We start from the raw sequence: 26,106 nt of genomic DNA, 5'->3' as shown, positions 1-26,106 counted from the left end.
AAATTCAGTGTGTGAGGAATATTTAGTGAAGAATCATATAAAAATTAAAATTGCGAGCTTGTTTATTGTAAATATTAATTTTTTGGTTTTTAATTTATTGGAAATATTGCCAACAAAAGCGGCAACAGAAGTAAATGTATTGGGCGTAATTAAAAGCCAAGAGAATAGCAATCAATGGAAAGGAATCACCAACCGCTTACAGGCTGTAGGCGCAAAATATTGTGTAATTCCTCTAGATAGTGTGAAAAATGTGGCTGATTTAGGTAAGCAACAGGTATTGTTATTGCCAAATGTAGAGGTTTTAACGCCAGTACAAGCGATCGCACTAGAAGAATGGATGAGTAGGGGAGGGCGCTTAATTGCCAGTGGCCCTATAGGTAGTTTATCGACTCCTGGAGTGCGTCAGTTATTGCGAACTTTGTTAGGGGGTTATTGGGCATTTAGCCTCAGTCAAGCTCAAGAGTTGCAACCAGCAAAAACTAATTCTCCAGAATGGGCAAACCGAAAAGAACTCTTTGGTAAAGTTATAGGTGCTGTGATGATTTCTGATCATCCTAGTACTCAAGTTGCTGCTGTTTGGAACTCCCAAGATCAGCAATCAGCAGTACTGACAACCGAGCGTTCCACTTTGTTAGGTTGGCGCTTAGGAACAGATACTGCTGCAACAGCCGATTTAGATACCGCTTGGTTAAAAGCTGCACTCAGTCGTTATTTAAAATGGCCAAATAAAAAAATTGTGGGAGAGGTTGCCAATTGTTCTCCGGCTTCAGAAAATTTGCCAACTACTACACAAAGCCCTGTACTCGGCAACATCAATCCACCCACGACTAGAAACAAGCCTAGAAGGGTTGTTTCTCAGAAAAAGCCCAACTTGCCCAAGACTAGAACCCAGCCTAGACAGGTGACTTCTCAGAAAAAGCCTAATTTACCCAAGACTAGAACTAAGCCTAGACAGGTGACTTCTCGGAAAAAGCCTAATTTGCCCAGGACTAGAACCCAGCCTAGACAGGCGACTTCTCGGAATCCTGAAACCCAACCAAAACCTGTTTCTCAAAATTTCCAAGAGGCAATTGATCAACTTGAAACAGCAGTTCGTTTGGATGTTCTACCCAATTCTAATCAGCCGATTGATAGCAAGGATGCAGTAGCACTTCAAAAAGAATTAGAGAATCTGATTGGTCGAGTGAAAAGCGCCCATTTAGCAGCTTCAGTTCATGGTTATAGTAACGTCAATAAACTCCAAACCTTAAAATCAGAAAGCGAAAAATTAGCATCCACTGGATTAGAAACTACAGACCTCAGTTTAGAGCAAAACTTAGCCCAAGCCAGAGAAGTTGCCAAAAATATTCCTGTATTAATTTCTCAAAAAAAATATGCTTTGGCTCGTCAGGAATGGTTAAAGACAAAGACCAATTTATGGCAGCAGTTTCCTATTAATCAACGCATAGCTCAACCAGAAATTCGTGCAGTTTGGTTAGATAGAGGAACAATAGTTAAAGCCGAAAATGAAGCGGGATTAGTACAGATTTTTGATCGTTTGACTCAAGCTGGAATTAACACCATATTTTTTGAGACTGTCAACGCCGGTTATACAATTTATCCCAGTCAGGTTGCACCAGAACAAAACCCCTTAATTAAAGATTGGGACCCCTTAGCCGTGGCTGTGAAATTAGCCCATGCAAGAGGAATGGAATTACACGCTTGGGTTTGGACTTTTGCAGCTGGTAATCGCCCTCACAATGAAATTATCAATGTCAATCCTGATTATCCAGGCCCTGTGTTGGCTGCTAATCCTAATTGGGCAAACTATGATCAGCGTGGACAAATGATTCCTAGTGGTCAAACAAAGCCTTTTTTAGACCCAGCTAATCCTGAAGTACGTCAATATTTATTAAAACTGTACGAAGAAATTTTGACTCGCTATCAGGTGGATGGTCTACATTTAGATTATATTCGTTATCCTTTTCAAGACCCTTTTGTAGGTCGAATTTATGGTTATGGTAAAGCAGCAAGAGAGCAATTTCAACAACAAACTGGTGTAGATCCTATAAATATTGCTCCTACGCAGAGAGATTTATGGCAAAAATGGACGGTATTTCGCACCGAACAAGTTGATAGCTTTGTTGCTGAAGTATCACAAATGTTACGTAAAAAGCGAGCCAATCTAATTTTATCTGTGGCTGTATTTCCGTTGCCAGAATATGAAAGGGTACAAAAGATTCAACAGCGTTGGGAAGTTTGGGCTAGACGAGGAGATATAGATTTAGTTGTGCCGATGACTTATGCTTTGGATACTCCTCGTTTTCAACGACTGGCGCAACCTTGGATTAACTCTACTAAGTTAGGTTCTACTTTGTTGGTTCCGGGAATTCGTCTGCTGTCGTTGCCTACAGTGGGGGCTTTTGACCAACTGCAAATGTTGAGAGATTTACCTGTCAGCGGTTATGCACTCTTTGCAGCAGATAATTTTAATAACAAGTTGGATGAAATATTTAGTAATACCCAAGGTAAGTTGCAAGATTCCAAAAATGACCCTATTCCTCAGCGCCAGCCATTTCGCACTGCGGCTTTACGCTACATGGCTCTAGAAAAAGAATGGCAACTTGTGCGAGAAAATGATCAATTACAAATGTCTGCAAATACAATTTCTACTTTTAAGAACCAGTCTCAAGAATTACAAAGTATTTTAAATCAACTTGCGGTTTCACCTTCTCCTCGTAATTTAATTAGTGCCAGAGCATCGCTCAATCGTTTCCAGTCTAAATTTAGAATTTGGCTGATTGTGAAAGCCAAAGAAAATCCTTATCAAGTTAAAGTCTGGGAAAATCGACTGTTAACAATAGAAAGGCTATTGCGTTACGGTGAGCGGAGGGTAATAAATAAATAGATTTGTAAGCATTTAGGAGTCAGGAGTCAGGAAAAAGAAGGAAGAAGAAGGAAGAAGAATATTTTTCTCTTCTGTTTCCTGTTCCCTGCTATATCAAACATTCTGAATCCTGAATCCTGAATTCTTGCATAGAATCTGCAAATTTTTAAGAGGATGACGACCAAAATTTAAAATCCTAAATTAAATGTCGTCCAGATTGAAATATGGAGTTTTTAAGGAAAGTATATTATTGAGTAATGGATTAATTTTTGAGCTTTACCCTGATTCCAAAAAAACTATGGCTTTCAAAGTAAATGCGGTTTATATTAATTGAATAGAGACATTTTCTTGCTTGTAGATCATCTATCTAGGCAAATGAATCAAGACGATAGTATTTTTGACTAAAAAATTTACCGTATTTTTACTTATTATAATAATATTAATTTCGGGTCACAATTATTTAGTGCAAGCTGGGGAAATTAACTAGCTAGTGAAGAAAGCTTAAAAAGCTCATAAAATTTGCTTTCTTGCCTTCTGGCACTAGATTTGACCTCAATATATCAGCGGTTTGAGATAATTATTTTTTGTTAGTGGCTATTTAAATCAAATATGCAAGCATCACCTCACTATTTCGTCCTCAAAAGCTTAAAGTCGGTAATTTACTGTTCGGCGTTGACGGTTACGCCAGAAACATATGTCCTGGATGTGATCGCTGCGATGCCTGTAAGTCCTGCGGACAGATTACACCAAAATGGTGCGATCGCACCAGAAAGTATCTCGCCAATAGCTCGACAATATCAATGTGTTTTGATTAAATCAGCTTCAGAGATAGTGGGATGCTTGACACCACAAGACATAGTGCAGCTTGTCGCTTCCGGGGCTGACTTGAAAAATGTCCAAATTTCTGAAGTAATGCAGACCTCAGTCATAAAACTGAATATGCAGTCATTTAATACTTTAACAACAGTAATTTCATCATTATCTCAGTCTAAGTTGCAGTTATTTGCAGTTGTAGATGAGCAAGATCGACTTAACAGCATCATCACCCCGGAAGGTATTTGTTTAGCTCTAGAAGCAGTGCCTTTAACAGCAGCATTTTGCAATGGCGTTCACCGAGCCGATACCTTGCACTCAGCGTACCGTAAGAATGGCCAGATAGTAGAAAATCAACTCCTGCAATCTCAGCAAATGTTGCAGTTAATTATAGATACTATTCCCCATAATATTTTCTGGAAAGACGTAAATTCCGTCTTCTTAGGCTGTAATCGCAACTTTGCCAAAATGGTTGGGTTGGAAAATCCCCAAGATATTGTCGGTAAGACAGACTATGATTTAGTTGCCAATCGGGAGCAAGCAGACTTCTACCGTTCCTGTGATGCCCAAGTAATGAAGACTAATCAACCTCAGTATCAAACTATTACACCTCATCAGCAAGCAGATGGCAAGCAACTTTGGCTAGAAACAAACAAAGTCCCTCTATATAATAATGGAGGGAATGTGGTAGGTATTTTAGGCACATTAGAAAATATCACCGAGCAAAAACAGGCTTTAGATGCTTTAGAAAAAAGTGAAGAGCGCTTTCGCTTCTTAGCTGAATCCATCCCCCAGCAAGTATGGATTGCACGTCCAGACGGCAGTCTGGAATACATCAACCAACGCACACTAGATTACTTTGCCTGTACCGCAGAACAAATCTTAAATTGGAAATGGCAGGAATGGGTACATCCCGATGATTTGCCAAACAGTCTTACGGCTTGGAATATATCTCTAGCCACAGGTACAAATTATGAAGTAGAATTTCGTCTCCTCCAGCAATCATCAGGAACCTATCGCTGGCATTTGGGAAGAGCCTTAGCATTGCGTAACCAACAAGGGCAAATTATCAATTGGTTCGGAACAAATACAGATATTCATGACCGCGTAACCGCAGAAGTTGCACTCCGGGACAGTGAACGAAGATATCACACGATCGCCAAAGTTTCTCCTGTGGGCTTGTTCTGCACCGATGCAGCGGGACATTTTCACTACGCTAATGACCGTTGGTGCGAAATTGCTGGTAGAGTTCCAGATAAGATAGGTGGTATGACCTGGGTAAGTACTATTCATCCAGAAGACCAAGAGCGGATTCAAGCAGAATGGGATCAAAGTGTCACCCAAAACCTGTCATTTTGTTCCGAATATCGGTTTCAACATCCAAATGGAGAAGTTAGGTGGGTCGTTGGTCAGATAGTTGCCGAATGCTCAGAAAGTGGAGAAGAAATTACTTACATCGGTACAGTTACTGATATTAGCGAAAAACAAGCTGTGTTGCGCGATAGTGAAGCGATCCGTAGGAATCACCAACGAGTAGAAGCGGCACTGGTAGAACGAGTGCGGTTAGCAGATTTTCGCTCGGAAGTAGATGCTATTCTGACTCAGACAGAAACCTTAGAAAATATGATGCGTGGTTGCACTGATGCTTTGGTTAAACATCTTCATGCTGCCTTTGCTCGCATCTGGATACTGAATACAGAAGAGCAAGTATTAGAATTACAAGTCAATTCAGGGAAATACACTGACATTGATGAAAATCACAGACTAGTAGCAGTTGGTCAATTTAAGATTGGTTTGATTGCCCAAGAAGGTAAACCACACTTGACTAACTCTGTTCAGGATGATCCACACATTAGTAATCAAGAGTGGGCCAAGCAAGAAGGAATAGTGGCCTTCGCCGGTTATCCCTTAATTGTGGAAGGGGAAACAATAGGTGTAATTGCTATGTTTTCCTGTCAAGCCCTCACAGAAAATACTTTTAGCTCAATGGGAATTGTTGCTGACGAAATTGCCCTTGGCATCAAGCGCAAACAAACTGAAGCTGCGCTGCGAGAAAGCGAAGAACGTTTCCGCAACTTGGTTGAAGCTACTACTGATTGGGTGTGGGAAGTTGATGAAAACTGCATTTATACCTATGTCAGTCCCAAAGTCCGCGATATTTTAGGTTACGAACCCCAAGAAGTATTAGGAAAACAACCCTTTGAATTGATGCCACCAGCAGAAGCAGAGCGTGTTATCAAGATTTTCTTGCCACTTTTTGAGGACAGGCAATCATTTAAATGCGTGGAGAACATTCAATATCATCAAGATGGACACTTGGTAGTTATGGAAACCAACGGAGTTCCAATTTTTGATGTTGATGGCAACTTTGGTGGTTATCGTGGTATTGATCGAGATATCACTATTCGCAAGCAGGAAGCGGCAAAGTTATGGGAAATGCAACAGCAACTACAAGCGATTTTGGATAATTTCCCAGCGGTAATGTATTTACTCGATCCTGAAAATAAATATCTGCTAGTGAACCACCAATATGAAAAGCTATTTAACATTACTCAAGCGCAGATAGTCGGTAAAAGTGTTTATGATGTTTGGCCTCATGATGTTGCTCAAGCATTCGCAGTCAGCAATTCTCAAGTCATGGCTGGTGGTATTCCTCTAGAAATAGAAGAAGTTGCACCCCACCCAGATGGTTTACACACTTACTTATCTGTGAAGTTTCCTTTAAAGGATGTTAATGATACTCCTTATGCAGTATGTAGTATTTCCACAGATATTACCAGCCGTAAAAGGGATCAAGAAGAACTGCGCCAAAGCGAAGAATATTTCCGTTTATTAGTAGAAGGTGTCAAAGATTATGCAATTTATATGCTTGATCCCGAAGGCAGGGTGATGAGTTGGAATTCTGGTGCAGAATGTATTACTGGGTATCAGGCATCAGAAATAATTGGGCGTGATTTCTCTTGCTTTTTTCGACCAGAAGATGTTTTAAGCAATATCCCAAAGCAACAGTTAAAAATAGCTGCAATTAATGGTCGATGTGAGTGTGAGAGTGTTTTTCTTCGCAAAGATGGCTCTCACTTTTGGGCAAATTGTATTTTAACGCCATTACATGATGAAACAGGAAAGCAACGTGGTTTCTCTAAAGTTACCCGCGACATCACAGAGCGCAAATTAACAGAAAAGTCTTTATTAAGGTTACACAAGGCAATAGAAAGCACAAGTGATGCTATTAGTATTACAGATATCACTGGCAAGGCTGTTTATGTCAATCCTGCTTTCGTGGAAGTATTTGATTATACTTTTTCTCAATTAAATAGTTGTGGTGGATTATCAGCTAATTTTACCAAACAAGAAACATTTAACCAAGTATTTAAGACTGTCCAAAGAGGTGAGCCTTGGCGTGGTGAAATAACTATGCAAACTCGTGGTCATCACAATGTTCAAGTTGATTTACGTATTGATGCCATTAAAGATAGTACTAATAAAATAGTTTCATTTGTTAGTATTTATACAGATATAACTCAGCGCAAATTAATTGAGGAAGGTTTAAGACTACGCGATCGCGCGATCGCTGCTAGTAGTAACGGTATTGTCATAGCTGATGTTACCAGCCCAGATAGTTCAATTATCTATGTTAATCCAGCTTTTGAACGGATGACTGGCTACTCAGCAGCAGAAGTCATGGGGCAAAATTTTCGTTTGCTTCAAGGTGTTGATATTCATCAACCAGGATTACAAGAACTTAGCACTGCCATGCAGGCAGGACAAGACTGCACCGTAATTTTACGTAACTACCGTCAAGATGGTAGCCTATTTTGGCAAGAGTTAAATATTTCTCCTGTTTATGACACTGATGGTTATTTAACCCACTACATTGGTATTCAAACCGATATTACCAATCGTAAGCAATTAGAGCAAGAACTGAGAGTAGCACTAGAGAAGGAAAAAGAACTCAACGAACTCAAATCTCGCTTTATCTCTATGACTTCTCACGAATTCCGTACCCCATTAAGCACTATTCTTTCTTCCTCAGAATTGCTAGAACATTACCGCCATAAATGGACACAAGAAAAGCAACTAACTCATCTGCGTCGCATTCAAAGCGCAGTCCAGCGGATCACAGAAATGTTAAATGATATTTTGATGATCGGCAAGGCAGAAGCAGGAAAATTGGAATATAAGCCATTATTGTTCGATTTAGTTGCATACTGCCGTCACTTGGTAGAAGAATTACAATTGAATCTGAAAAATCAACACTTGCTATCTTTCAGCAGTGAGTTTGAATCCATATCCTGCTATATGGATGACAAATTAGTAGGGCATATTCTGAGTAATTTACTCTCAAATGCCCTCAAATATTCCCCAGATGGTACTCTGGTTAAGTTTACCCTTAGTTGTGAAAATAGACAGGCAGTATTTGAAATTCAAGATCAGGGAATTGGTATTCCTGAAGAAGATATACCTCGATTATTTGAATCTTTTCATCGGGCTAAAAATGTCGGTAATATTTTAGGGACTGGTTTAGGATTAGCTATTGTCAAAAAATGTGTAGACATTCACCAAGGTTCAATTCATGTCATCAGTCAGGTAGGCTGGGGTACAAAGTTTACTGTTAAACTACCAATGAAAAATATAATATGAGGTAAATTATGCATAAAATTTTAATAATTGAAGATGAAGAATCAGTTCGAGAAAATATTTTAGATTTACTAATAGCAGAAGATTTTGAAACAATTGCTGCTGCCAATGGAAGAACTGGCTTAAATTTGGCCATGTCGGAAATACCAGATTTAATTTTGTGCGACATGATGATGCCAGAACTTAATGGCTATGAGGTATTAACAGCATTAAAAAAAGAACCAATAACTGCAACAATTCCCTTTATTTTTTTGACTGCGAAAGCTGCCAAATCCGATTTTCGTCAAGGGATGGATATGGGAGCAGATGATTATCTAACTAAACCGTTTACTCGATCTGAACTATTAAGTGCCATTCTCAATAAATTGGAAAAATATGCAAATTTAAGAAAATATTTATCACGTCAGACTGCAATTCATAAACTCACTCCTAGAATGCAGTTATTGGATAAAAAATTACATCGGGCAATCATAGATAATCATTTTGAAGAATTCGAGATTTATTATCAACCAATTATAGATATCTATAGTGGTAAAATAATTGGAGCAGAAAGTTTATTGCGTTGGCAAAGTCACGAATTAGGAGTAATATCACCAACTGAGTTTATTCCTATAGCAGAATCTAATGGTTTGATTATGACTATTGGTAAGTGGGTATTAAAAAAAGTTTGTCAACAAATTAAGATTTGGCGTGTTGCTGGAATTAACTCTTTGACTATCGCTGTCAATTTGTCAGCTATTGAATTTAATCAACCAGATTTAATTGCCCAAATTATAGACTTGATTAAGTCGAATAATTTGGAAATGCCAGGGCTAGAAATTGAATTGACAGAAAGCATGATTATGCAAGATGTTAATAGTGCGATCGCTACTATGAATCAATTACGTTCGTTGGGTATCAAAATTGCAGTAGATGATTTTGGTACTGGCTATTCTTCATTAAGTTATTTAAAATATTTCCCCATTAATACACTTAAGATTGATCGTTGTTTTATTCAAAATATTACCCAAGATCACCAAAAATCGGCAATTACAAAAGCCTTGATTCAAATGGGTCATAGTTTAAATCTTAAAATAGTTGCTGAAGGAGTAGAAACAGAATCAGAATTATCATTTTTGCGGCAACAAAATTGTGATGCTATTCAAGGATTTCTATTTAGTTGTGCCTTACCAGCACTAGAGTTTGAGCAGTTTGTTTTATCTAATAAATCCTTTTTTATCTAAGAAGTATTTATGTATATAGCCTTTCCCACTCTAGTTAGATACAAAATTACCCCTCCCCAACCCCTTGGTAAGGGTAGGGTGCGCGACAGCGCGGGTGGGGTGTATTTCATGAGCTTGGGAATTGCTATAATATGATTGTGTACGCAAATGAATGACTTTTACCTCTTGTTGCTAATTATTGATTTACAATATTTAAGGTGGAAAAATTAGTTATGAATCAGCATGAGAATGAGCTTCAGTCCAATTTAGATAACTCTTCTTGCCATTCCGGTGAAAGGTACTGGGGTAATGTGGAAGTTTTAGAAGAGGGTGAAAATTATAGAATTAGTCGTGTGGAAATTAAGCCTAGACACGGCATTAAAGCACAAATTCATTATCATCGACATGAACATTGGGTGGTAGTGTCTGGTGTGGCTAAGGTAACTTGTGGTGATGAGGAAATATTGCTCAATTCTAATCAGTCAACCTATGTACCCGCAGCAACTCTGCATAAGGTTGAAAATCCAGGATCTATTACCCTAGTGATTCTAGAAATTCAAAATGGCGAGTATTTGGGTGAAGATGATATAGAACGACCGTTTGAGTTAACTTCAGTTCAATGAAAAATCTCCAACTGCCTATTGATTGGCAAGCTGTTCTTGGTGATGAATTGACAAAACCCTACTTTGATAAACTCCAAGCATTCTTGGTAGAGGATGGCTTGTCCCATAATATTTATCCGCCAGAAAAAGATGTTTTTTCGGCTTTTGAATTGACACCATATGAGAAAGTCAATGTTTTGTTACTGGGGCAAGATCCTTACCATAATGAAAACCAAGCACATGGGTTATGCTTTTCCGTTAAACCGGGGATCAAACCCCCTCCTTCACTGATGAATATATTTAAAGAACTCAAAGCAGATGTGGGGCTGGATATTTTCAATCATGGTTATCTTGTCCAGTGGGCTAAACAGGGTATATTGATGCTCAATGCGGTACTAACTGTGAGGGCGAATACACCAAATTCTCACAAAAATAAAGGCTGGGAAATTTTCACAGATGCGGTGATTAATAAAGTTAATGAAAAATCTGAATCGGTAGTTTTTGTATTGTGGGGCGGATATGCACAAAAAAAGTTAAAGTTAATAGATACCAATCGGCATAAAGTTATACAATCTGCTCATCCTTCACCCTTTTCTGCACGAAACGGCTTTTTTGGCAGCAAACCTTTTTCAGCTATTAATGCTGCTTTGGTTGATTGGGGTAAACCGGAGATTGATTGGCAAGTTGGTAATTGGTGATTGGTAAGTACCTGAGTTCGGAGTTCGGAGTTCGGAGACGCTACGCGAACGGAGTTATGATTTTTAAGGGCGAGAGAATAAGGGTTTGAAACTCCTACTGGGGGCAAGTTTTCCACAAATTATATTATGTCTAACTCAGGTGGTAAGTATTCAGGATAGAGAATACAGAAGTCATGAAAATAAAGGCTTTTCGAGTCAGTTTTGAGAATTTTGATAAAATCTCACTTCTCTCTATTCTTCATTTCATAAGCATTCTAACTCCTGACTCCTGACTCCTGACTCCTGACTCCTGAATTCTTAAATTAAAACCAACCTTCTTGTTCTAGGGTTTCAATTAACTGTAAACCACGAGGATCACCGACTCCCAAAAGTGCGGCTTTGGCATCTTCTCGGACTCCCAAATCTTGGTCTTCAGCGAAAGCTTGAATTAAGGCATCAATTGCTGTGGCATAAACTACGTTAGAAGGCAATTCTTTGCACAGTTGTCCGATTGTCCAAGCACAGTTACTGCGTACTGCGGCTATGGGGTCTTGGACAAGGGCTTCAATTAAGGGGGGAATTGCGCCCACAATTACTTCATAACCCACTCCTGCCATTTGGGCTAGGGCGCTGGCTGCCCACAGACGGACGGCGGAGATGTCGGTTCGTAAAGATTCTGCTAGGGGTGCTAAGGAACGGCGATCGCGACAGTTGCCTAAAGCCCAAACTATGCCTTTTCGCACATAGCCATTCCAATCTCGATTGAGTTGAGTAATTAATGGCTCGACTGCATCTTGACTAGGATTTCGCCCCAGGGCGTAGGCTGCACTAACTCGAACTAAGGGACAGTTATCGGTTAAAAGGCTAATAAGATGGGGAATTGCTCTTTCATATTCGATATCACAAAAAGCCCGCGCCGCTAACATTCTTTGTTGGGACTGGGGATTTGTCAGAAGTGCCAACATTAATTCTGGATCGGGTTTTGCCACTTCTGATTCAGCAGTAAGTGGTTCTATGCGGTCTAGGGGGCTTTCTAGCTCCACTTCGGCATCAAGTAGGCTTAGGTCATCTTCATCGTACATAATTATTCCGGTTTAATCGCCGCGAGGGATCAACTTATTACCCCCTATACCAACAAGAAAAACCCTGATAGATATTAGTTAAATAATTGTACAGGCTAATGGAGTGGTTTTACCATCCATAGGGATTGTGTTTGATAACCTTGGTGATGATAAAGCTGTAATGCAGCTGTGTTGGATTGAAAGACTTGCAGAGCGATTTGGCGATCGCCTCTTTGTTTTGCCCAATTTTCTACATGATTCATCAAGGCTCTACCAATACCCTGACGGCGATGTTCTGGGGTAACGTAGAGGAGAAAAATGTGAGTGTGGCGATCGCCCTTTATTTGATCTATGGCATTGCCTACCCATAGACAAGCTATGGGGGATGGTGATTGGTAATAGGTGATTGGTGATTGGGTAAACTCTTCCTTTTTTCCTGCTCCCTTTTCACTTGCTTCTTCATCTACCCACCATAAAGGGGTGTCAGTGGAGAAATATTGCTCAACTGTTAGAGCTAGATGTGAAAAATCTTGATGAGAAAACATTTCCTGGTAAGTCTGCTGCATGAACTTGACCAGAATTGCCCTATCTACAGTTGAGCCTCGACGAATGTGGTAGCCGGGTAGTAAGAGAGTCAAAATTTGGGAAATGGGGAGGATAAGGGAGATGGGGAGGTTAATAACCCGAATTACGAATTACCATACCAATTGGTGCGGGTGCTGCCATATCGGAAGGTAGAAAAATGCGAGCGCTGACTGCGACTAAGGCGAAGGTAAATATCAGCACAGCAATTAAAGGGGCGATATATTGACGAAAAATGGCCATCATAAAGTATGGGTTTTAATTAGCTAGAGATTTTCTAAAAAATTAGTTGAGCAAAACACTCAGTACTCGGTACTCGGTACTTAGCGCTGTTCACGATCCAAATCATCTAGTACCCTCTCACAGTACCAATTTTCTGGCATACCAGGATAATTTTGTTTGGCCTGCTCAATTAATCTCTCCGCTGCGGCAACATCGCCAGATAACCTAGCTATGAGTCGGTTTTTTAGGTAGTTACCAGTGACTTCTTCGTCTACCTGCTTGGGTATGCCGTTTTTGAAAGGCTGTGAAGGTTCTCGCCGTAACTGCCAAAATAAAACGTAATAGAGTGTACCAAAGATTAAAATCAAGCTGATTGTGCCTAGGAGAGTGAGGAGGTTAAACCCCAGAAATCCTAAAACTAACTGGGAGAGTACATAGCCCAGTAGTAACCCTGTGACGATGAGGACGAATGTACCGACAAGAATAACTACTTGGTTCCCCATATATCCTCTTCTTCTGGCTCAATTCCTGGTCTGGTGACTGCCTCTGGCGTTGGATTCCAGGGGGCGAAAAATGGTAACAGGAGTAGTCCCGGTACAGCAGCAAGGATACTAATGACGAAAAATAAAGGCCAACCTGTATTTTTTGCTAAGGAACCTGCTGGCGCAACTAGAATATCACGACTTACGGCCATAAAACTAGAAAGTAAAGCATATTGAGTGGCTGAATAACGCTGATTACACATATTCATTAAGAAGGCGACAAAAGCTGCTGTTCCTAATCCAGCACAAAAGTTCTCGATGTTGATGGTCAGTAGGAGAACTTGGTAGTTTTTACCAACTTGTGCAAGTACAAGATAAGCTAAGTTGCTGACTGCTTGCAATGCTCCAAATACCCAAAGTGAGCGATTCAGACCAATTTTACTCAAAAATGCTCCACCTGCCAGTGTGCCGACGATGGTGGCTATCAATCCCATGCCGCCTTGAATTGCTCCTATGTCGGTTTGTGTGAAGCCTGTTTGTAGTAAAAAAGGCGTGGACATATTGTTGACAAAGGAGTCGCCGAGTTTATAGAGGACGATAAACAGCAGGGTTAGTAAGGCTTGGAGGATACCCTGGCGCTGGATAAATTCCCCAAAGGGTAAGATTACGGCTGCGGTTAAGGATTCTGGAGGAGTGATTTCTTTGGGTTCTGGTGCAAATAAGGTGGCAATGATGCCTATTACCATGCCTACTGACATCAATAAATATACTGATGACCAGGGGATGTTATCGGCAAGGATTAGGGCTAAAGAACCTGTGAGTAAGAGGGCGATGCGATAACCTAAAACGAATACTGCTGCACCTGCGCCCATTTCTAGTTGTTCGAGAATGTCGGTGCGGTAAGCGTCAGCGGCGATGTCTTGGGTTGCACTGAGGAATGCGATCGCCACGGCGTTGATGGCTAACAGTTGGAGGGCTTGTTTGGGCTGTTGCAATGCCATGCAAGCGATCGCTATCAATAACCCAATTTGGATTGTAATTAACCAACCCCGTCGTCTGCCTAAAAATGGCAACGTAAACCAGTCTAACAGAGGCGACCAGAGAAATTTTAATGAATATGGCACACCTACAAGGCTAAATAAGCCGATGGCGGTTAAATCTACGTTTTCAACGGTCATCCAAGCTTGTAGGGTCTTGCTGGTTAAAAACAAGGGCAAACCAGATGAAAACCCTAGTAATATCAGAGCAGCCATTTTCCGGCTACCGAAAACTTGCAGTAGCGATTGAACTGGATTCATTAGTTTAAATTGCCTTCTCACCTGAGAGAGTTGCAGCTATCTTGCCATATTGGCTATGTTTTTTCTTGCCTACACGCCAATTAACATTGCAGAATCAGGATCTTACTTTCTTTGTAGCTAGTTGAATTAAATCTTCAATTTTCTTGATATTCTGATCCCCTGCTAAATAACCAATTCCCCGATGTAAATGTAGGCGAAATTGCGTAATTAGGGTTTCTTTATCTGTATCTAATCCGTCGTTATAGCAGCGTTGTTTCAGGGCTAACAGTAGAATATCAGATATTTCTCCACCAAAGACGCGCCATGTCATTTCGACGTTGCTATCTTGGGGAATGGGTACGGGTGAGGGCGGAGTTATTTCTGCAAGGGAACGACAAAACGCCCACCGACATAATATGTTCCATTGGTCGATTTTTGTGCTGCGTTTAAGTTTAAGAAGTTGTTCTTTGGCTGTTTGGGAAAGTTTGATTCTTTCTATGGGTGATTCCATAATTTTGGTGATTGATGATTAGTAATAAAGGAATACATTTAAGTCTCACGCAAAGGCGCAAAGACGCAAAGGAAGAAATAAATCAAAAGTTTTAAATTTGCTAATTTTATATAGTTTGGTCGTTTGCATTTTTGGCTAGATTACGAACTATAAGATTTAGAAAACTGAGATAATCATCTATTTCTTCATAACTATCTAATTCTTTTTCTTCTTCAGGTGTGAGTTGAGAATCTTGTTGTTGTAAGAGTAATGTTTCAATGCGATTTTGTACACTACTAGAAGCACGAAAGATAGCTGTTCCTTCTTGTAACTCGATTCTGATAGCACCTTCTAAGGGTAAGGTAGCAGGTAAATTATGTAAGGTTGGTAGTAAGGGAGTTGTCATATTAAACTCTATGAAATACTAGATGATATTTTACCAAAAATAACCAGGTTTAATTGTAGTTTCCCGTTTACCGGAGTTATATTGAAGTAAGTATTCGCGGGCTATGGCTTCGGTTTCTTTGAGGTTTTGATATTCTTTTTTGCCGATTTCGGTGTCGGTGGAAAGGAGGATGACTTGATGGCTGGCTGAGGGAAAGTATCTTTCTACTAGGTTGTTGCGGTGGGAGGAGTCTAGTCTTCCTAGCGGGGTATCTATGGCTACGGGTAAGCGTCTTCCTGATACTTTGGCTAGTCCCCACAAAAATGCGATCGCTAATAGTTGTTTTTCCCCAGCAGAAAGTCGATGTTTGGGGACTGGTTTACCGTTTAAATCATATAAAGACAATCCAAATGTTTTACTATCAATAGCAATACGATGTACTAAATCAGATTTATGTAATAAATATAGAAAACAGTTTTTTACCTCCTCTTCTAATTTATTCAATTTTCTCAAAGTTAATCTTTCTCGAAACTCCTTTAATGTCGCTTGCACTTTCGCAGCCGAATTAATAATATGTTCACTATCTTTATATTTCAGATTTTCTACGGTATATTCATTTAGTTCTTGTCTTAATTTTTTGATTTCTGTCTCTAATTCTATCAATTCCCGACTCATTAATTCAGCCTGAGATTGCATCTTATTAAATTCAGTTTGTGCCTGTTTTACAGCTTTTTGCAACTTTGTATATTCTTCCGGTGCAGCCGCAGTTTGTACTTGTCTTTCTAAAGTTAGTACTTCTTCCTCATAATTACTTAATTCGTCTAACTGCTTTTGGGCTGTACTTTCGGCAACCTGCAAACGATAAATTATATTGTCCAGTAAACTTAAACTTTCTTCATCTCCATTTAACCAAGTATTTTCAGATGATACATTATTGGTATATAAATTATTGATATCTTCAGCTAGAAAAGATTGAATATTAGTAACTTTATTAGATTCCAGATTTAATTGTTGTAGCCAATTAAGTAATCGTTCATCCCTAGCAATTAATACATCCTTAGCTAATTGAATTTGTTGAGTTTTAAGTTCTTTTTCTCCTTGGTGTTGGACTTGAGATAATAAAGGACTAATTAACGCTAAAGGTAAAACATCAGCAGCTAACTCACATAAAGATTCACGGATATTATTACCAGCTTTGACTTTATCTTCCTTTTCTCGTTCTAATTGGCTACGTTCAGCAGCGATTTTACCACCTTCATTCACAAATCTATCTAAAGCTTCTTCATGAATCTTTTCTAATTCTGTAACTTCAATATTCAGATTTTCTAGATTTTTCTTGTTTTTCTCATATTCCTCCTGTTTCTCATTTAGTTGAGTTTCAATTTCTTCTAATTTAGCCAAATCTTTATTATCTGCAAATTCTCGCTTTTTGCGATTTACTAAAATCTCCAAATCAATTGCTAACTTATCTGCTAACTCTAAACCCAAAAGTCCGTTAATAGCATCAACCACAATTGGTGGTGGTATTTCCTGTTCTGCAAGTTCCTTAACTTGTTCACCGTCAAAGAGAAATAGATTAGAAATACCTAAAGGTAAAATATTTTCTATATATTCATCCCATATATTCACCAACGAATCAATCGGCCAAGTTTCATCATCACCTAAAATCCCTAAATGGTCTTTACCATCTTTAGGATTTTTTTCCCAAGTCCGAACAACACGATATCTAACAGGTTTATCTTCTTCAATATGTTCAAAAACTAATTCAATTCTAGTTTTCTCTATAGGATCAGCCTTACTATTTACACATTGATTTAAAAAATCACTATAACTAAGATTACCGCGAGTTGAACATTGGGCGCGTTGACCATATAAAGCCAGACGAATAGCATCCATGAGGGTAGTTTTTCCACCACCATTCATGCCTCCAAAAAGGATAATTGGACGTACATTATCCTCATCAATTTTCGGGTTGAGGTTGATGACTTGCTTACCGGAGTATGGACCGAAATTTTGCAGGACTAATTCAAGAAATATCATTAGACAATTTTAGTTTTTAGATTAATCTCGTTCCCTGGTTCTGACAGGGAATGCTTTCAAGAGGCTCTGCCTCTGTTATAATTAGTTGAGGTAGAACCTCAAGATTGACATTCCCAGCCAGAGGCTAGGAACGAGGAAAGAGAGGATATTCTATTCATCTGAACTATCATCTACATTCTTTTTTGCAAACTTAAAACTAGCCCAAGTTTGTGGTTTAGCCTCTTCCTTCTCAGGTGCATCTCCTAATGTTAATTGCTTCACTTTTTCCCTAATTGTTGCCACATCACCGTCTAAAGCTGCTTGTCGTAAATCCCGTTTTAAATGGGCATTTTTAATCGCTGCTTCTGGAGAACGGGAACTTGTATTAAAACATTTTTCTAGACTTTCATAAATACCAACACGACGAGTTTTTTTCTTAAATTGGCGTTCTGTATCTAATAATTTAGACATCAATTCCAAATGCATTCCGTCACTATCACAAATTTCTTCTAATATTTCCCATTCATCAATACCAAGTGTAGTATGATCAGCACCAGGACGGGGATCTTTAAATACTTCTCCCGTAACTTCTTCATATATACGGGGTAAACTATCATCAAATTCGTGTTTTTCCTCTAACCATATCCGGCGAATTTCACTCAATTCTGCTTGGGAAATAAGGGTAATATCACGCATATTTTCGGGCGCATTTTGACGCATTTCTTTTTGCGCTATTAATAATTTTCTGAGCCAATACTCCCGCCAATATTTTGTATATGGACCGGGTATAGGTTCAATAGATGTTCCACCCTCTAAATTACGCTCAAATAATTGTACCTCTCCCCGTAACCGACGAAAATCTCTTTTTTCTCTGTCATTTTCAATATCTAATTCTCGACGAAAATCAACTATTGGTTGTAACCATTCTTTTTCGTCATTATTTTGAATCATCGCATTCAAAGATTTATCACGGTCAACAAGCGTGCAAACCCAGCAACCAAAACGAGAGCTACCACAACTAGGAGTAGAAGTATCAACAACTAAAGGACATTCATTATCTGCTGTTGATTCTCTATACATAGTAAATAAATCTTTATTGCTATGTCCCCATGGATTTTCCCATTGCATTAAATATAGCCAAACTTCATCAGTACGCCAATCTTCAATAGGACTATAAACGAGTGAATTAGGTAAGTTTGCATTAGGACTAAGACGTTCGCGTACCCTTTTTTCTTCAAGTTTTTTCATTGTGGTAGCGCGACTATGACTTTCTGCTTTACGAATACCTAAAATGACAATAGCTTCACCGTTACTTCTAACAACATCACGAATAAAACGATTAGATGGATTGATTTTTAAACGTCCAGTACACCAACGAAATTTTCGACGAGGTGCAGGATAACCTTTACCAATTAAACCTACCCAGTATGTGTCCGCAATCTCTGGTTCTAATACGTGGGGTTGCATTGGTATTTTTTGCTCTTGAGCAGCTAATTCTATGTGTTTATGAGAACTACGCACCCAACCAGAAACATAGGGATTTTCTACTCCTGTATCTGTTGTAATTACATGAATTGGCTTAGTTCTTTTTTCTGGTGGGAGTTCAGCGATCGCATTCCAAATAAGTTGTAACGTAGCAGTGCTGTCTTTTCCACCCGAATAGCCTACTACCCAAGGTATTTGGTCTAAACAATACAATTCTTGAATTTCTATAGAGAGAACTTGGATATACTCCACTAACTCTGCTACAGTACGATTTGGCTGTTTTTTATTTTCTGGCTGTTGTGCTGTAGTCATTTTCCCTACCTACATATATATGGACTTAGACTCAATACTTTCCTTCGGGGAAAATCATCTGGTATATAAATAAACCTAGCTATGGGTACAAAATATTTTTAAAAATAGCATCCCTAGTATCTATTTTTTTGGACAATAAAGCAAGAGTCAGTTATTAAGTTTTTAAAAATTAAAATGAGCGATAGTACAGAAGCACTAAATAATCAACTCGCTAACGAGTATCTAGAACGAGAAAATAAGGATAAACAGGTATTAGCTTTACTGCTAGAGAGGTTTTTAGAGAAAAAAGACCAAATTCTTGTCCAAAAGACAGAAATGGGTGGTACTGAGGCTTATGTTGGTTCTGTGACATTGGAATGGTTCGCGGGACGGGTACATTTTGCGTCTGGTTTACCCCTGCTGCAAAAAAAGTACAACCCAGAGACAGAGAATATTGAAATTGATGCTGATAGTATCGATGAAATTCAACAACGTCCTATTGACTGGTCGCGTCAAGCACCGTTAGTACAGTATCTAGCAGCCAGAAAAAATCATAAATTTCCTGCTGTGTTGGTGGTAATTAATCAACCTTGGGTAGATAACCCCAAAGCAGCGGAGTGGGATAGTCAAGGAAGGGCTAAAAAAGCGACTACCGATTTTATACCTTTAGATAAAGATGGAAAAGTTGGTTTACTGAATATTTCTGAAGAAAATGTGACAATTTATGCTTTAGATGGTCAGCATAGATTAATGGGTGTACAAGGTTTAATGGAGTTAATTAAATCTGGTAAACTCCAACGTTATAAAAAAGATAAAACTGCTGATGATAGTTTTATTACTTTGTCTGATTTGATTGATAAATATCAAGTAGAACCTGCTTATTTACAAAGTTTATCTAAAGAAAAAATTGGTATTGAGTTTATTTGTGCAGTTAATACTGGGGAAACTCATACAGAAGCAAAACGACGGGTAAGATCAATTTTTGTTCATGTCAATTTAATGGCTGCACCTTTAACTAAAGGTCAGTTAGCACAATTAAATGAAGATGATGGCTTTGCTATTGTAGCGCGAAAAATTGCCGTTACACATCCACTCTTAGAACAAAAACCAAATCGAAATCCGCGTGTTAATTGGAATAGTGCCACAGTAGCCGCTAATTCTACGGTTTTGACGACGCTGCAAGCCTTACAAGATATGTCCGAAAGGTATTTGGGGCAAAAATTTCCCCACTGGAAACCTTTGGAAAAAGGGTTAATCCCCATGCGTCCAGAAAATGAAGAAATTCAGGAAGGAATTGCAGATTTTAGACAACTGTTTGATAATTTAGCTAATCTTCCCAGTTATAAAATTTTAGAACACGAGGAGACAACTGTCTTGCGTCGCTTCCATTTTGAGAAAGACGGAGGTGAGGGAAATATGTTATTCCGTCCAGTTTCTCAAGTTGCTTTAGCACAAGCTTTAGGAACTTTGATATTTAAAAAAGGCTTTGCTTTGACGGATGTTTTTAAGAAATTGGAGAAATTTGACCGTCAAGGTGGTTTTAGTAGTATGGAATATCCTCAATCTTTATGGTATGGGGTTTTGTATGACCCAAATAAGAAGCGGGTACAGGTAGCAGGAAAAGATTTAGCAGTAAAGTTATTAATTTATATGTTAGGAGGAATGAGTGAAAAAATGGAAGTTACTGCTTTACGTAAGGCTTTAGCTAATGCTAGGACTATTGAAGAACAAACCATAGGTTTTGATGGTACGTTTGTCAAACCGCAGGATGTAGGACTTCCATCTGTTTTATAATTACTATCCGAGTGTTGACAGATTAGTACCAGATCTTCTAAACTTAAAACGGATTTGTTTAATTTTATACAATGGACGGGACTAATCCAGGTCAACAATTACGTGATTTACTCAAGAGAATATATCCTTTAGACTCAGAGAATACAAACTCTTCTGAGGATAATTCTTTCGTCTCAAGAATTGACAATGCTTTGATAGCTGAAGGTAATTTTAGTAATCTAGTTTATGAAAGTAGTATAAATTATTTGCTCAGAAGATTAATCAATACGGCTGAATATCTCAGGAGAAAGTATGAATCAGATGTATTTCCACCTGAAAAATTCTTATTTGAATTGAGGCGTTTTATCACAGAAAATACTCATATTGAAGTTGATAAAGTTGAAATAATTTTGTCATTATTAAAACTATGTATAGACGCAAAAGACAAACAACTAAAACCTTCAAGAAAAAAACGGATTTTCAAAAATGCAAAAGAAAAAGATGAACTATGCTGTTATATATGTGGTAATGCCTTAAATGTTGAAAGAGTTTCAATAACTGAAGATAAAGAATTAAAAAACCGAGAAGAAGTTGAAGTTGAACATATCTGGCCAAAAACTATGGGTGGAGCTACTGAAGACTTTAATCTAAAATTATCTTGCTCATACTGTAATAAGGCTAAGAAAAAGTATATTGATGCGACAGATTTCCATTATGAACAAATGTGTCTAGTAAGTGACAAAAATGATCAAAATTTTTCAAGTGAGTTTGAAAAAGAGTATAGGATAGCTATATCAGCTAAAAGTAACTATAGTTGTAGTGTATGTGGTAAACCAGCATTAACTGTGGGTCCCTTAAATTTTGCTCGTCTCAACCCAGATGATAGTTGGCACTTTTTAAATATAGCAGTATATTGCGACGAACACACTCCAGATTAAATGGTAAATGATATCACATTTTAGGATTTTCTATGGAAAATAAAACTTACTTTGGATGTCTTGTTAGACAAAGATTGGAACAAGAGACTATATCTTTTTTTGTATTTTATGCTCGCGTTAAAGATATTATAAAATGGGCTGGTGTTAGACGAGCAGAAGATTCAAAAGAAGGTACTCAGCGCGTTTTAACACCAACTAGAAAAAAAGCAATAACACGCTTTGTAAAATCAGATTTAAAAAATACAATCCCTAACAATATTTTGTTAGCATTTGAACCAGGTAAAGCAAAATTTACGTCTTTAGAAGATAAATTATCTCAATCTATTACTGAAATAGAAATACACAATGATTGTAAAGATATAATGCAATGGGGTATAATTGAATTCTCACTTGATAAAGCAAATGAAGAATATTGTGCTTATGTAGTTGATGGACAACATCGTCTTTATGGTTTATCAGATTATGATGCAGAAGATTTACCTATTCTTGTTGTTAGTTTGGTAAATGCTACCATTGATGAGCAAGCATTCCAATTTATAGTCATAAATAACAAAGCTGTTAAAGTTAGTACGAATAATGTTAAGGGAATAATTGCAAATTTAAATGAAGAAGAGTTAGAAGCTAGACTACTAAAGGCTGGTGTAAAATATGGAAATACATCCCCTACACTCCGAGACATTAATGATTTAGATACAAGTCCTTTTCAAAATTTATTAGATTGGCCGTATAATAAACAAGGTACTAAGTTAGTACCAGTTACTGCAATAGAGCAATCCTTAAAGTATCTAAAAACAACTTTCACATTTTTAGAAGAAGATGATGACTCTTTATTTGAAATATTTTGTGCTGTATGGAGAGCTATCAAAGAAAATTATTCTCAGATATGGGGAGAAGATAATAAATTCATGAAGAAAGTGAATATTAATTCCTTAAATGAGTTTATTTTTGATCGTTTAAAATTTGCGTGGGAATTGAGTATTGTAGATATTTTTGATTCTGAGAAATTAGAAAAACAAGTTTTAAGCATTGTTGGATTACTTCCTAAAGAATTTTGGGAAGCAGAATGGTCTATTAGACAACTTCAAGATAGTGCTGCTGTCAGAAAACAGATAAAGGATGATTTATTAAATTTAGCAGAAAATTGTAAGCTCAGAAGAACTTGGTACAAAGATTTGAAATTACCTATAATAATCGAGGAATAAATAAGCTACTTTAATAGTTGTATTAAGACAGGAATTTAGTTAAATCAAATTCCTCATCTTCTTTTTCATTATTTGTTTTTTCATACTTCAAATACATAGCAATTCTATCCGTATAGTCAATTGAACCTCTAAGTTCCGATACCAAAAGTTCTAAACCACCATTAGCATATTCTTCAAAAATTTCATGACGCTGATTTTGGTATTGTTCCTCATTAGGAGATAAAATTCCAATATCTTGAGTTTCTGTAAATCCCAACAATTTAATTAAATTATCATATCCCATCGTAGCAAAAACTTCTAACCTTATCGGTGCTGGTTCACGTTTAGAAATTTCCTCTAAAGGAACGCGCTTTTTATACTTAGCACCCAAAGCAGCAGCAAAAACAATCACATCAGCAAATGTCTGAAAAGGACCAGTTCCCCCATCAGCAGAAGTTAAACTTTTGACCAACTCAGCCTTATCTTTAGCAACTCTGATTCTACCAGTTTCTGCCATAATTATAAAATATACACCCTAAATATCTCAAACTTAATTTATTAATACCATACTCTTGCTTTCCTCTCCGCGCCTCTGCGTGAGAAAAAAATCAAAAAACATCCTCATAAACCAGAGAAAGAGGAAACGTAAAATCAACACTAACTAAATTTATTTCATCACCCTCAACAAAAGGATGTAACTCCCATAAACCCCTCTCATTTAACCGAAAACAATCCAAACCGATTTTATCCACACTAATTAAAACATATTCTTGTAAAGTTTCAATTCGTCTATATAGCTGAAACTTACCCCCCCTATCATAAGCTTCCGTACTCGGAGAAAGCACCTCAATAATTAAACAAGGATATTGAATAAACTTAATAGCTTGTTTATCCCGTTCATCACAACTTACCATCACATCAGGATAATGAAAAGAACCATTTTCTGATATACCCACTTTAGCATCTGCCATAAAAGGACGACATTTACCCCCACGCAAATGATTTTTTAACGCAGAAGCCAAATTTAAAGCAATAGTAGTATGGGGAATAGTTCCCCCAGTCATAGCAAAAACCTCACCATTGATATATTCATATTTAATATCTTGCTGTTCCTCCCACTCCAAATACTCCAAAGGACTCATATAACTTCTATGTGAACTAGCAACCATAACCTTCTTCCTTTGCGCCTTTGCGTGAGACAAAATTCTAAATTTACCCCTCAGTTTTCACAGTCAAAACTTGTGGAGGAGTAGAATCAGGAGGATACAAAAAATCTACTTGAACTTGTCTTTTTTCACCCGGTGCTAAATTCAACCTTACTAAAGCTTCCCCTCGTTGTCCCCGACGCTGTACTAAATGCACATAGCGCGTCTTTTCCCCTCCATTATCATCCCTGTAACGCACTCGCACAGTACCCCGGAAAAATATTTGTTCCACTGGTGGCTTCAAAAACAACAGTCTATCTGTTCCACCCTCATCTTTAACGGGTGTTTGTATTAATACAGATACAGTTCGAGTTTGACTGCTAGAATTATATAAAGGTAACGTCAGATTATATTCTACACCGTAGTTGCTATGGGCAAAATAAGCCGTATCATTATAGCGTTTTAACATTTCAGCACTCTGTATTTGTCCTGTGCTGAGAGTGATTAAATGAACCGTTCCTAAAGGATAAGAAAAAGCCTTTCCTGGCTGGGGTAAACTTAAATTAGCAACATTTGGATTATCTGTAATATTTGCTTCCCATTTTGTTCCTTGAGAAACACCAGCAACGCGACTAAATACCGTTGGTTCTCTGGGGGGATCTAAAGGAGTGGGTATAGGATCACGCTTTCCTGCTAAACTGCCACTATCTAATAGCTGTAGCCATTCTGCTAGAGTTGGAGGACTTTGGCTTTTCATAGCTAAGTTAGCCATAAAAATCGGTTTATTGCTACTCAACCTCATCATCACTGTGCGACCATTGGAAGAAGGTGCTTGAACCCCAATTGGTAAATTAGCTAAAATTTGACTTTCCCCTGGTTTTATCACCAATTTTTCAGGAAACATCTCTTGCTTAACCCCTCGTAGCACATCATTCATAGTCCGACTACCGGGGCCAGCATAAACCGTACTTTGGGCATTATCTACCATATCCGGTAGATTAATAAAAGGTGCTTCCCGTGAAAGGTAACTAGCAGCTTGTAAAACTTCCAGAGTCACTGCTTCATTACCTGGATTATGAACAATAATACCCTGATAAACAGTACGGTTTTGAGATGTATTTTCTGCTCTAATAATATGATGAGAGAACACATCAAATCTACCTTGAAAAGGATAATTTAAATGTGCTTCTTGGCTTTTTTTCCCTTCTGGTGAAAAAGTTGAAAGTAAAATTCCATCAGTATCAACAAGTTCAGGACTATTACTATTAAAAGTAGGAATAGAATCTAATTTTCCTGGTAAAGCGCGTACCTCTTGCGGTTGAACTTCCACACCAGCAATATATTGAGGAGGGACAGCGTAAATATTTAAAGCGCGACACATTAACGCTGCAACTTCACCTCTAGTAGCAGTATCTTGAGGTTTTAACTTTTTGACATCAGGATAATTAACAACAATACTATTAATAGTTCCCGCAGCTATAGAATTTTGAGCATAATTAGGTATTAAATTAGCATCTTCAAAATAACGTTGTAATATCTGCACTGAATTAGATACAGAACTATAATTTTTTCCCCCAGCGATAACACCAATAATTTGCGCTCTTGGAATTGCTTGGTTAGGCTGAAAAAGATTACCGGGATAACCAGAGAAAAACCCTTTTTGATAAGCAGTATTAATCGCTTTATATCCCCAATAATTGCTAGATACATCTTTAAATATTACAGAATCGCGTTTTATTGCTGCATTTGGAAAAGCATTTAACATTAAAACCGCTGCTTCTGCGCGAGTAACAGTTGAATTAGGACGAAAACTACCATCAGGATAACCCGTTAGTAACTTCCTTTCTCCTAATTGTTGAATACAATCTTTACCCCAATAGTTTTGAGTATCAGAAAAAGCCAAAACGCGAGAAGGTAAAAAACTTAAACCTAAACTAACCAACAACGAAGCATTTCTAAATAACATTCTACCTTTGC

General features: G+C 38.0%; 20 protein-coding genes. 8 read left to right on the top strand and 12 right to left on the bottom strand.

Features of this window, described 5'->3' with window-relative positions; translation table 11 throughout:
- The first annotated feature begins 25 nt into the window (after window positions 1-25).
- From ACOWPH_RS18395 to ung, 5 genes are all read left to right on the top strand, one after another.
- Window positions 26-2,887, top strand: a complete 2,862-nt coding sequence (locus tag ACOWPH_RS18395; protein WP_015216830.1) for a glycoside hydrolase family 10 protein — start codon at window positions 26-28, stop codon at window positions 2,885-2,887.
- Between the two features lie 588 nt (window positions 2,888-3,475).
- On the top strand, window positions 3,476-8,320 hold the full coding sequence (locus ACOWPH_RS18390) for a PAS domain S-box protein (RefSeq protein ID WP_015216829.1): 4,845 nt from the start codon (window positions 3,476-3,478) through the stop codon (window positions 8,318-8,320).
- 8 nt (window positions 8,321-8,328) lie between these two features.
- Window positions 8,329-9,540: an EAL domain-containing response regulator gene (locus ACOWPH_RS18385; protein WP_015216828.1), complete on the top strand. Its 1,212-nt coding sequence runs from the start codon at window positions 8,329-8,331 to the stop codon at window positions 9,538-9,540.
- A 212-nt stretch (window positions 9,541-9,752) separates the two neighbouring features.
- Entirely contained in the window at window positions 9,753-10,142 is a 390-nt protein-coding gene (locus ACOWPH_RS18380) for a phosphomannose isomerase type II C-terminal cupin domain (RefSeq protein WP_015216827.1), read from the top strand.
- Window positions 10,139-10,819: a uracil-DNA glycosylase gene (ung, locus tag ACOWPH_RS18375; protein ID WP_015216826.1), complete on the top strand. Its 681-nt coding sequence runs from the start codon at window positions 10,139-10,141 to the stop codon at window positions 10,817-10,819. Before ACOWPH_RS18380 ends, ung begins: the two co-directional genes overlap by 4 nt.
- Before the next feature lie 302 nt (window positions 10,820-11,121).
- Here ung and ACOWPH_RS18370 read toward each other — a convergent pair whose 3' ends face one another.
- The 9 genes from ACOWPH_RS18370 to dndC form a co-directional block, all read right to left on the bottom strand.
- On the bottom strand, window positions 11,122-11,880 hold the full coding sequence (locus ACOWPH_RS18370) for a HEAT repeat domain-containing protein (protein WP_015216825.1): 759 nt from the start codon (window positions 11,878-11,880) through the stop codon (window positions 11,122-11,124).
- Between the two features lie 95 nt (window positions 11,881-11,975).
- Window positions 11,976-12,497: a GNAT family N-acetyltransferase gene (locus tag ACOWPH_RS18365; RefSeq protein WP_015216824.1), complete on the bottom strand. Its 522-nt coding sequence runs from the start codon at window positions 12,495-12,497 to the stop codon at window positions 11,976-11,978.
- A gap of 37 nt (window positions 12,498-12,534) precedes the next feature.
- A complete protein-coding gene (locus ACOWPH_RS18360) occupies window positions 12,535-12,687 on the bottom strand; it encodes a hypothetical protein (RefSeq protein WP_015216823.1) in 153 nt (50 codons plus the stop codon).
- Window positions 12,688-12,764: 77 nt separating this feature from the next.
- Window positions 12,765-13,166, bottom strand: coding sequence for a hypothetical protein (locus ACOWPH_RS18355; RefSeq protein ID WP_015216822.1), 402 nt, complete (start codon window positions 13,164-13,166; stop codon window positions 12,765-12,767).
- Window positions 13,151-14,443, bottom strand: coding sequence for an AmpG family muropeptide MFS transporter (locus tag ACOWPH_RS18350; protein ID WP_015216821.1), 1,293 nt, complete (start codon window positions 14,441-14,443; stop codon window positions 13,151-13,153). The genes ACOWPH_RS18355 and ACOWPH_RS18350 overlap by 16 nt, the downstream gene beginning before the upstream one ends.
- 94 nt (window positions 14,444-14,537) lie before the next feature.
- A complete protein-coding gene (gene dndE / locus ACOWPH_RS18345) occupies window positions 14,538-14,933 on the bottom strand; it encodes a DNA sulfur modification protein DndE (protein WP_015216820.1) in 396 nt (131 codons plus the stop codon).
- A gap of 106 nt (window positions 14,934-15,039) precedes the next feature.
- Window positions 15,040-15,318, bottom strand: a complete 279-nt coding sequence (locus ACOWPH_RS18340) for a hypothetical protein (RefSeq protein WP_015216819.1) — start codon at window positions 15,316-15,318, stop codon at window positions 15,040-15,042.
- Window positions 15,319-15,348: 30 nt separating this feature from the next.
- Window positions 15,349-17,337: a DNA sulfur modification protein DndD gene (gene dndD, locus ACOWPH_RS18335; protein WP_015216818.1), complete on the bottom strand. Its 1,989-nt coding sequence runs from the start codon at window positions 17,335-17,337 to the stop codon at window positions 15,349-15,351.
- A 150-nt stretch (window positions 17,338-17,487) separates the two neighbouring features.
- The gene (gene dndC, locus ACOWPH_RS18330) at window positions 17,488-19,113 is read right to left on the bottom strand and encodes a DNA phosphorothioation system sulfurtransferase DndC (protein ID WP_015216817.1); all 1,626 of its coding nucleotides are present in this window, start codon (window positions 19,111-19,113) and stop codon (window positions 17,488-17,490) included.
- A gap of 174 nt (window positions 19,114-19,287) precedes the next feature.
- Between dndC and ACOWPH_RS18325 the strand changes: the two genes are divergently transcribed.
- The 3 genes from ACOWPH_RS18325 (at window position 19,288) to ACOWPH_RS18315 (ending at window position 23,005) form a co-directional block, all read left to right on the top strand.
- A complete protein-coding gene (locus ACOWPH_RS18325) occupies window positions 19,288-20,886 on the top strand; it encodes a DGQHR domain-containing protein (protein WP_015216816.1) in 1,599 nt (532 codons plus the stop codon).
- Between the two features lie 71 nt (window positions 20,887-20,957).
- Complete coding sequence (locus ACOWPH_RS18320) at window positions 20,958-21,803, top strand: HNH endonuclease (RefSeq protein WP_015216815.1); 846 nt, start codon at window positions 20,958-20,960, stop codon at window positions 21,801-21,803.
- 32 nt (window positions 21,804-21,835) lie between these two features.
- The gene (locus ACOWPH_RS18315) at window positions 21,836-23,005 is read left to right on the top strand and encodes a DGQHR domain-containing protein (RefSeq protein WP_015216814.1); all 1,170 of its coding nucleotides are present in this window, start codon (window positions 21,836-21,838) and stop codon (window positions 23,003-23,005) included.
- Window positions 23,006-23,027: 22 nt separating this feature from the next.
- Here the strand turns inward: ACOWPH_RS18315 and ACOWPH_RS18310 are convergent, their stop codons facing one another.
- The 3 genes from ACOWPH_RS18310 to ACOWPH_RS18300 all read right to left on the bottom strand — a co-directional run bounded on the left by ACOWPH_RS18310 (window position 23,028) and on the right by ACOWPH_RS18300 (window position 26,095).
- The gene (locus tag ACOWPH_RS18310; RefSeq protein WP_015216813.1) at window positions 23,028-23,501 is read right to left on the bottom strand and encodes a DNA phosphorothioation-associated protein 4; all 474 of its coding nucleotides are present in this window, start codon (window positions 23,499-23,501) and stop codon (window positions 23,028-23,030) included.
- A 91-nt stretch (window positions 23,502-23,592) separates the two neighbouring features.
- The gene (locus tag ACOWPH_RS18305; protein ID WP_015216812.1) at window positions 23,593-24,153 is read right to left on the bottom strand and encodes a Uma2 family endonuclease; all 561 of its coding nucleotides are present in this window, start codon (window positions 24,151-24,153) and stop codon (window positions 23,593-23,595) included.
- A 43-nt stretch (window positions 24,154-24,196) separates the two neighbouring features.
- Complete coding sequence (locus tag ACOWPH_RS18300) at window positions 24,197-26,095, bottom strand: DUF3370 family protein (protein ID WP_015216811.1); 1,899 nt, start codon at window positions 26,093-26,095, stop codon at window positions 24,197-24,199.
- Between the last annotated feature and the right edge of the window lie 11 nt (window positions 26,096-26,106).

It is taken from the genome of Anabaena sp. PCC 7938, assembly GCF_049315035.1.
Lineage (GTDB): Bacteria > Cyanobacteriota > Cyanobacteriia > Cyanobacteriales > Nostocaceae > Anabaena > Anabaena cylindrica.
The sequence above is the reverse complement of the archived record's forward strand: the minus strand, read 5'-3'. Positions and strand labels throughout refer to the sequence as shown.

What these genes read in the sequence shown, in the direction of transcription:
- ACOWPH_RS18390 (WP_015216829.1), top strand. Translation starts at nt 3,476, where the DNA reads ATGCAAGCATCACCTCACTATTTCGTCCTCAAAAGCTTAAAGTCGGTA.
- ACOWPH_RS18385 (WP_015216828.1), top strand. Translation starts at nt 8,329, where the DNA reads ATGCATAAAATTTTAATAATTGAAGATGAAGAATCAGTTCGAGAAAAT.
- ACOWPH_RS18380 (WP_015216827.1), top strand. Translation starts at nt 9,753, where the DNA reads ATGAATCAGCATGAGAATGAGCTTCAGTCCAATTTAGATAACTCTTCT.
- ung (WP_015216826.1), top strand. Translation starts at nt 10,139, where the DNA reads ATGAAAAATCTCCAACTGCCTATTGATTGGCAAGCTGTTCTTGGTGAT.
- ACOWPH_RS18370 (WP_015216825.1), bottom strand. Translation starts at nt 11,880, where the DNA reads ATGTACGATGAAGATGACCTAAGCCTACTTGATGCCGAAGTGGAGCTA.
- ACOWPH_RS18360 (WP_015216823.1), bottom strand. Translation starts at nt 12,687, where the DNA reads ATGATGGCCATTTTTCGTCAATATATCGCCCCTTTAATTGCTGTGCTG.
- ACOWPH_RS18355 (WP_015216822.1), bottom strand. Translation starts at nt 13,166, where the DNA reads ATGGGGAACCAAGTAGTTATTCTTGTCGGTACATTCGTCCTCATCGTC.
- ACOWPH_RS18350 (WP_015216821.1), bottom strand. Translation starts at nt 14,443, where the DNA reads ATGAATCCAGTTCAATCGCTACTGCAAGTTTTCGGTAGCCGGAAAATG.
- dndE (WP_015216820.1), bottom strand. Translation starts at nt 14,933, where the DNA reads ATGGAATCACCCATAGAAAGAATCAAACTTTCCCAAACAGCCAAAGAA.
- ACOWPH_RS18340 (WP_015216819.1), bottom strand. Translation starts at nt 15,318, where the DNA reads ATGACAACTCCCTTACTACCAACCTTACATAATTTACCTGCTACCTTA.
- dndD (WP_015216818.1), bottom strand. Translation starts at nt 17,337, where the DNA reads ATGATATTTCTTGAATTAGTCCTGCAAAATTTCGGTCCATACTCCGGT.
- dndC (WP_015216817.1), bottom strand. Translation starts at nt 19,113, where the DNA reads ATGACTACAGCACAACAGCCAGAAAATAAAAAACAGCCAAATCGTACT.
- ACOWPH_RS18325 (WP_015216816.1), top strand. Translation starts at nt 19,288, where the DNA reads ATGAGCGATAGTACAGAAGCACTAAATAATCAACTCGCTAACGAGTAT.
- ACOWPH_RS18320 (WP_015216815.1), top strand. Translation starts at nt 20,958, where the DNA reads ATGGACGGGACTAATCCAGGTCAACAATTACGTGATTTACTCAAGAGA.
- ACOWPH_RS18315 (WP_015216814.1), top strand. Translation starts at nt 21,836, where the DNA reads ATGGAAAATAAAACTTACTTTGGATGTCTTGTTAGACAAAGATTGGAA.
- ACOWPH_RS18310 (WP_015216813.1), bottom strand. Translation starts at nt 23,501, where the DNA reads ATGGCAGAAACTGGTAGAATCAGAGTTGCTAAAGATAAGGCTGAGTTG.
- ACOWPH_RS18305 (WP_015216812.1), bottom strand. Translation starts at nt 24,153, where the DNA reads ATGGTTGCTAGTTCACATAGAAGTTATATGAGTCCTTTGGAGTATTTG.
- ACOWPH_RS18300 (WP_015216811.1), bottom strand. Translation starts at nt 26,095, where the DNA reads ATGTTATTTAGAAATGCTTCGTTGTTGGTTAGTTTAGGTTTAAGTTTT.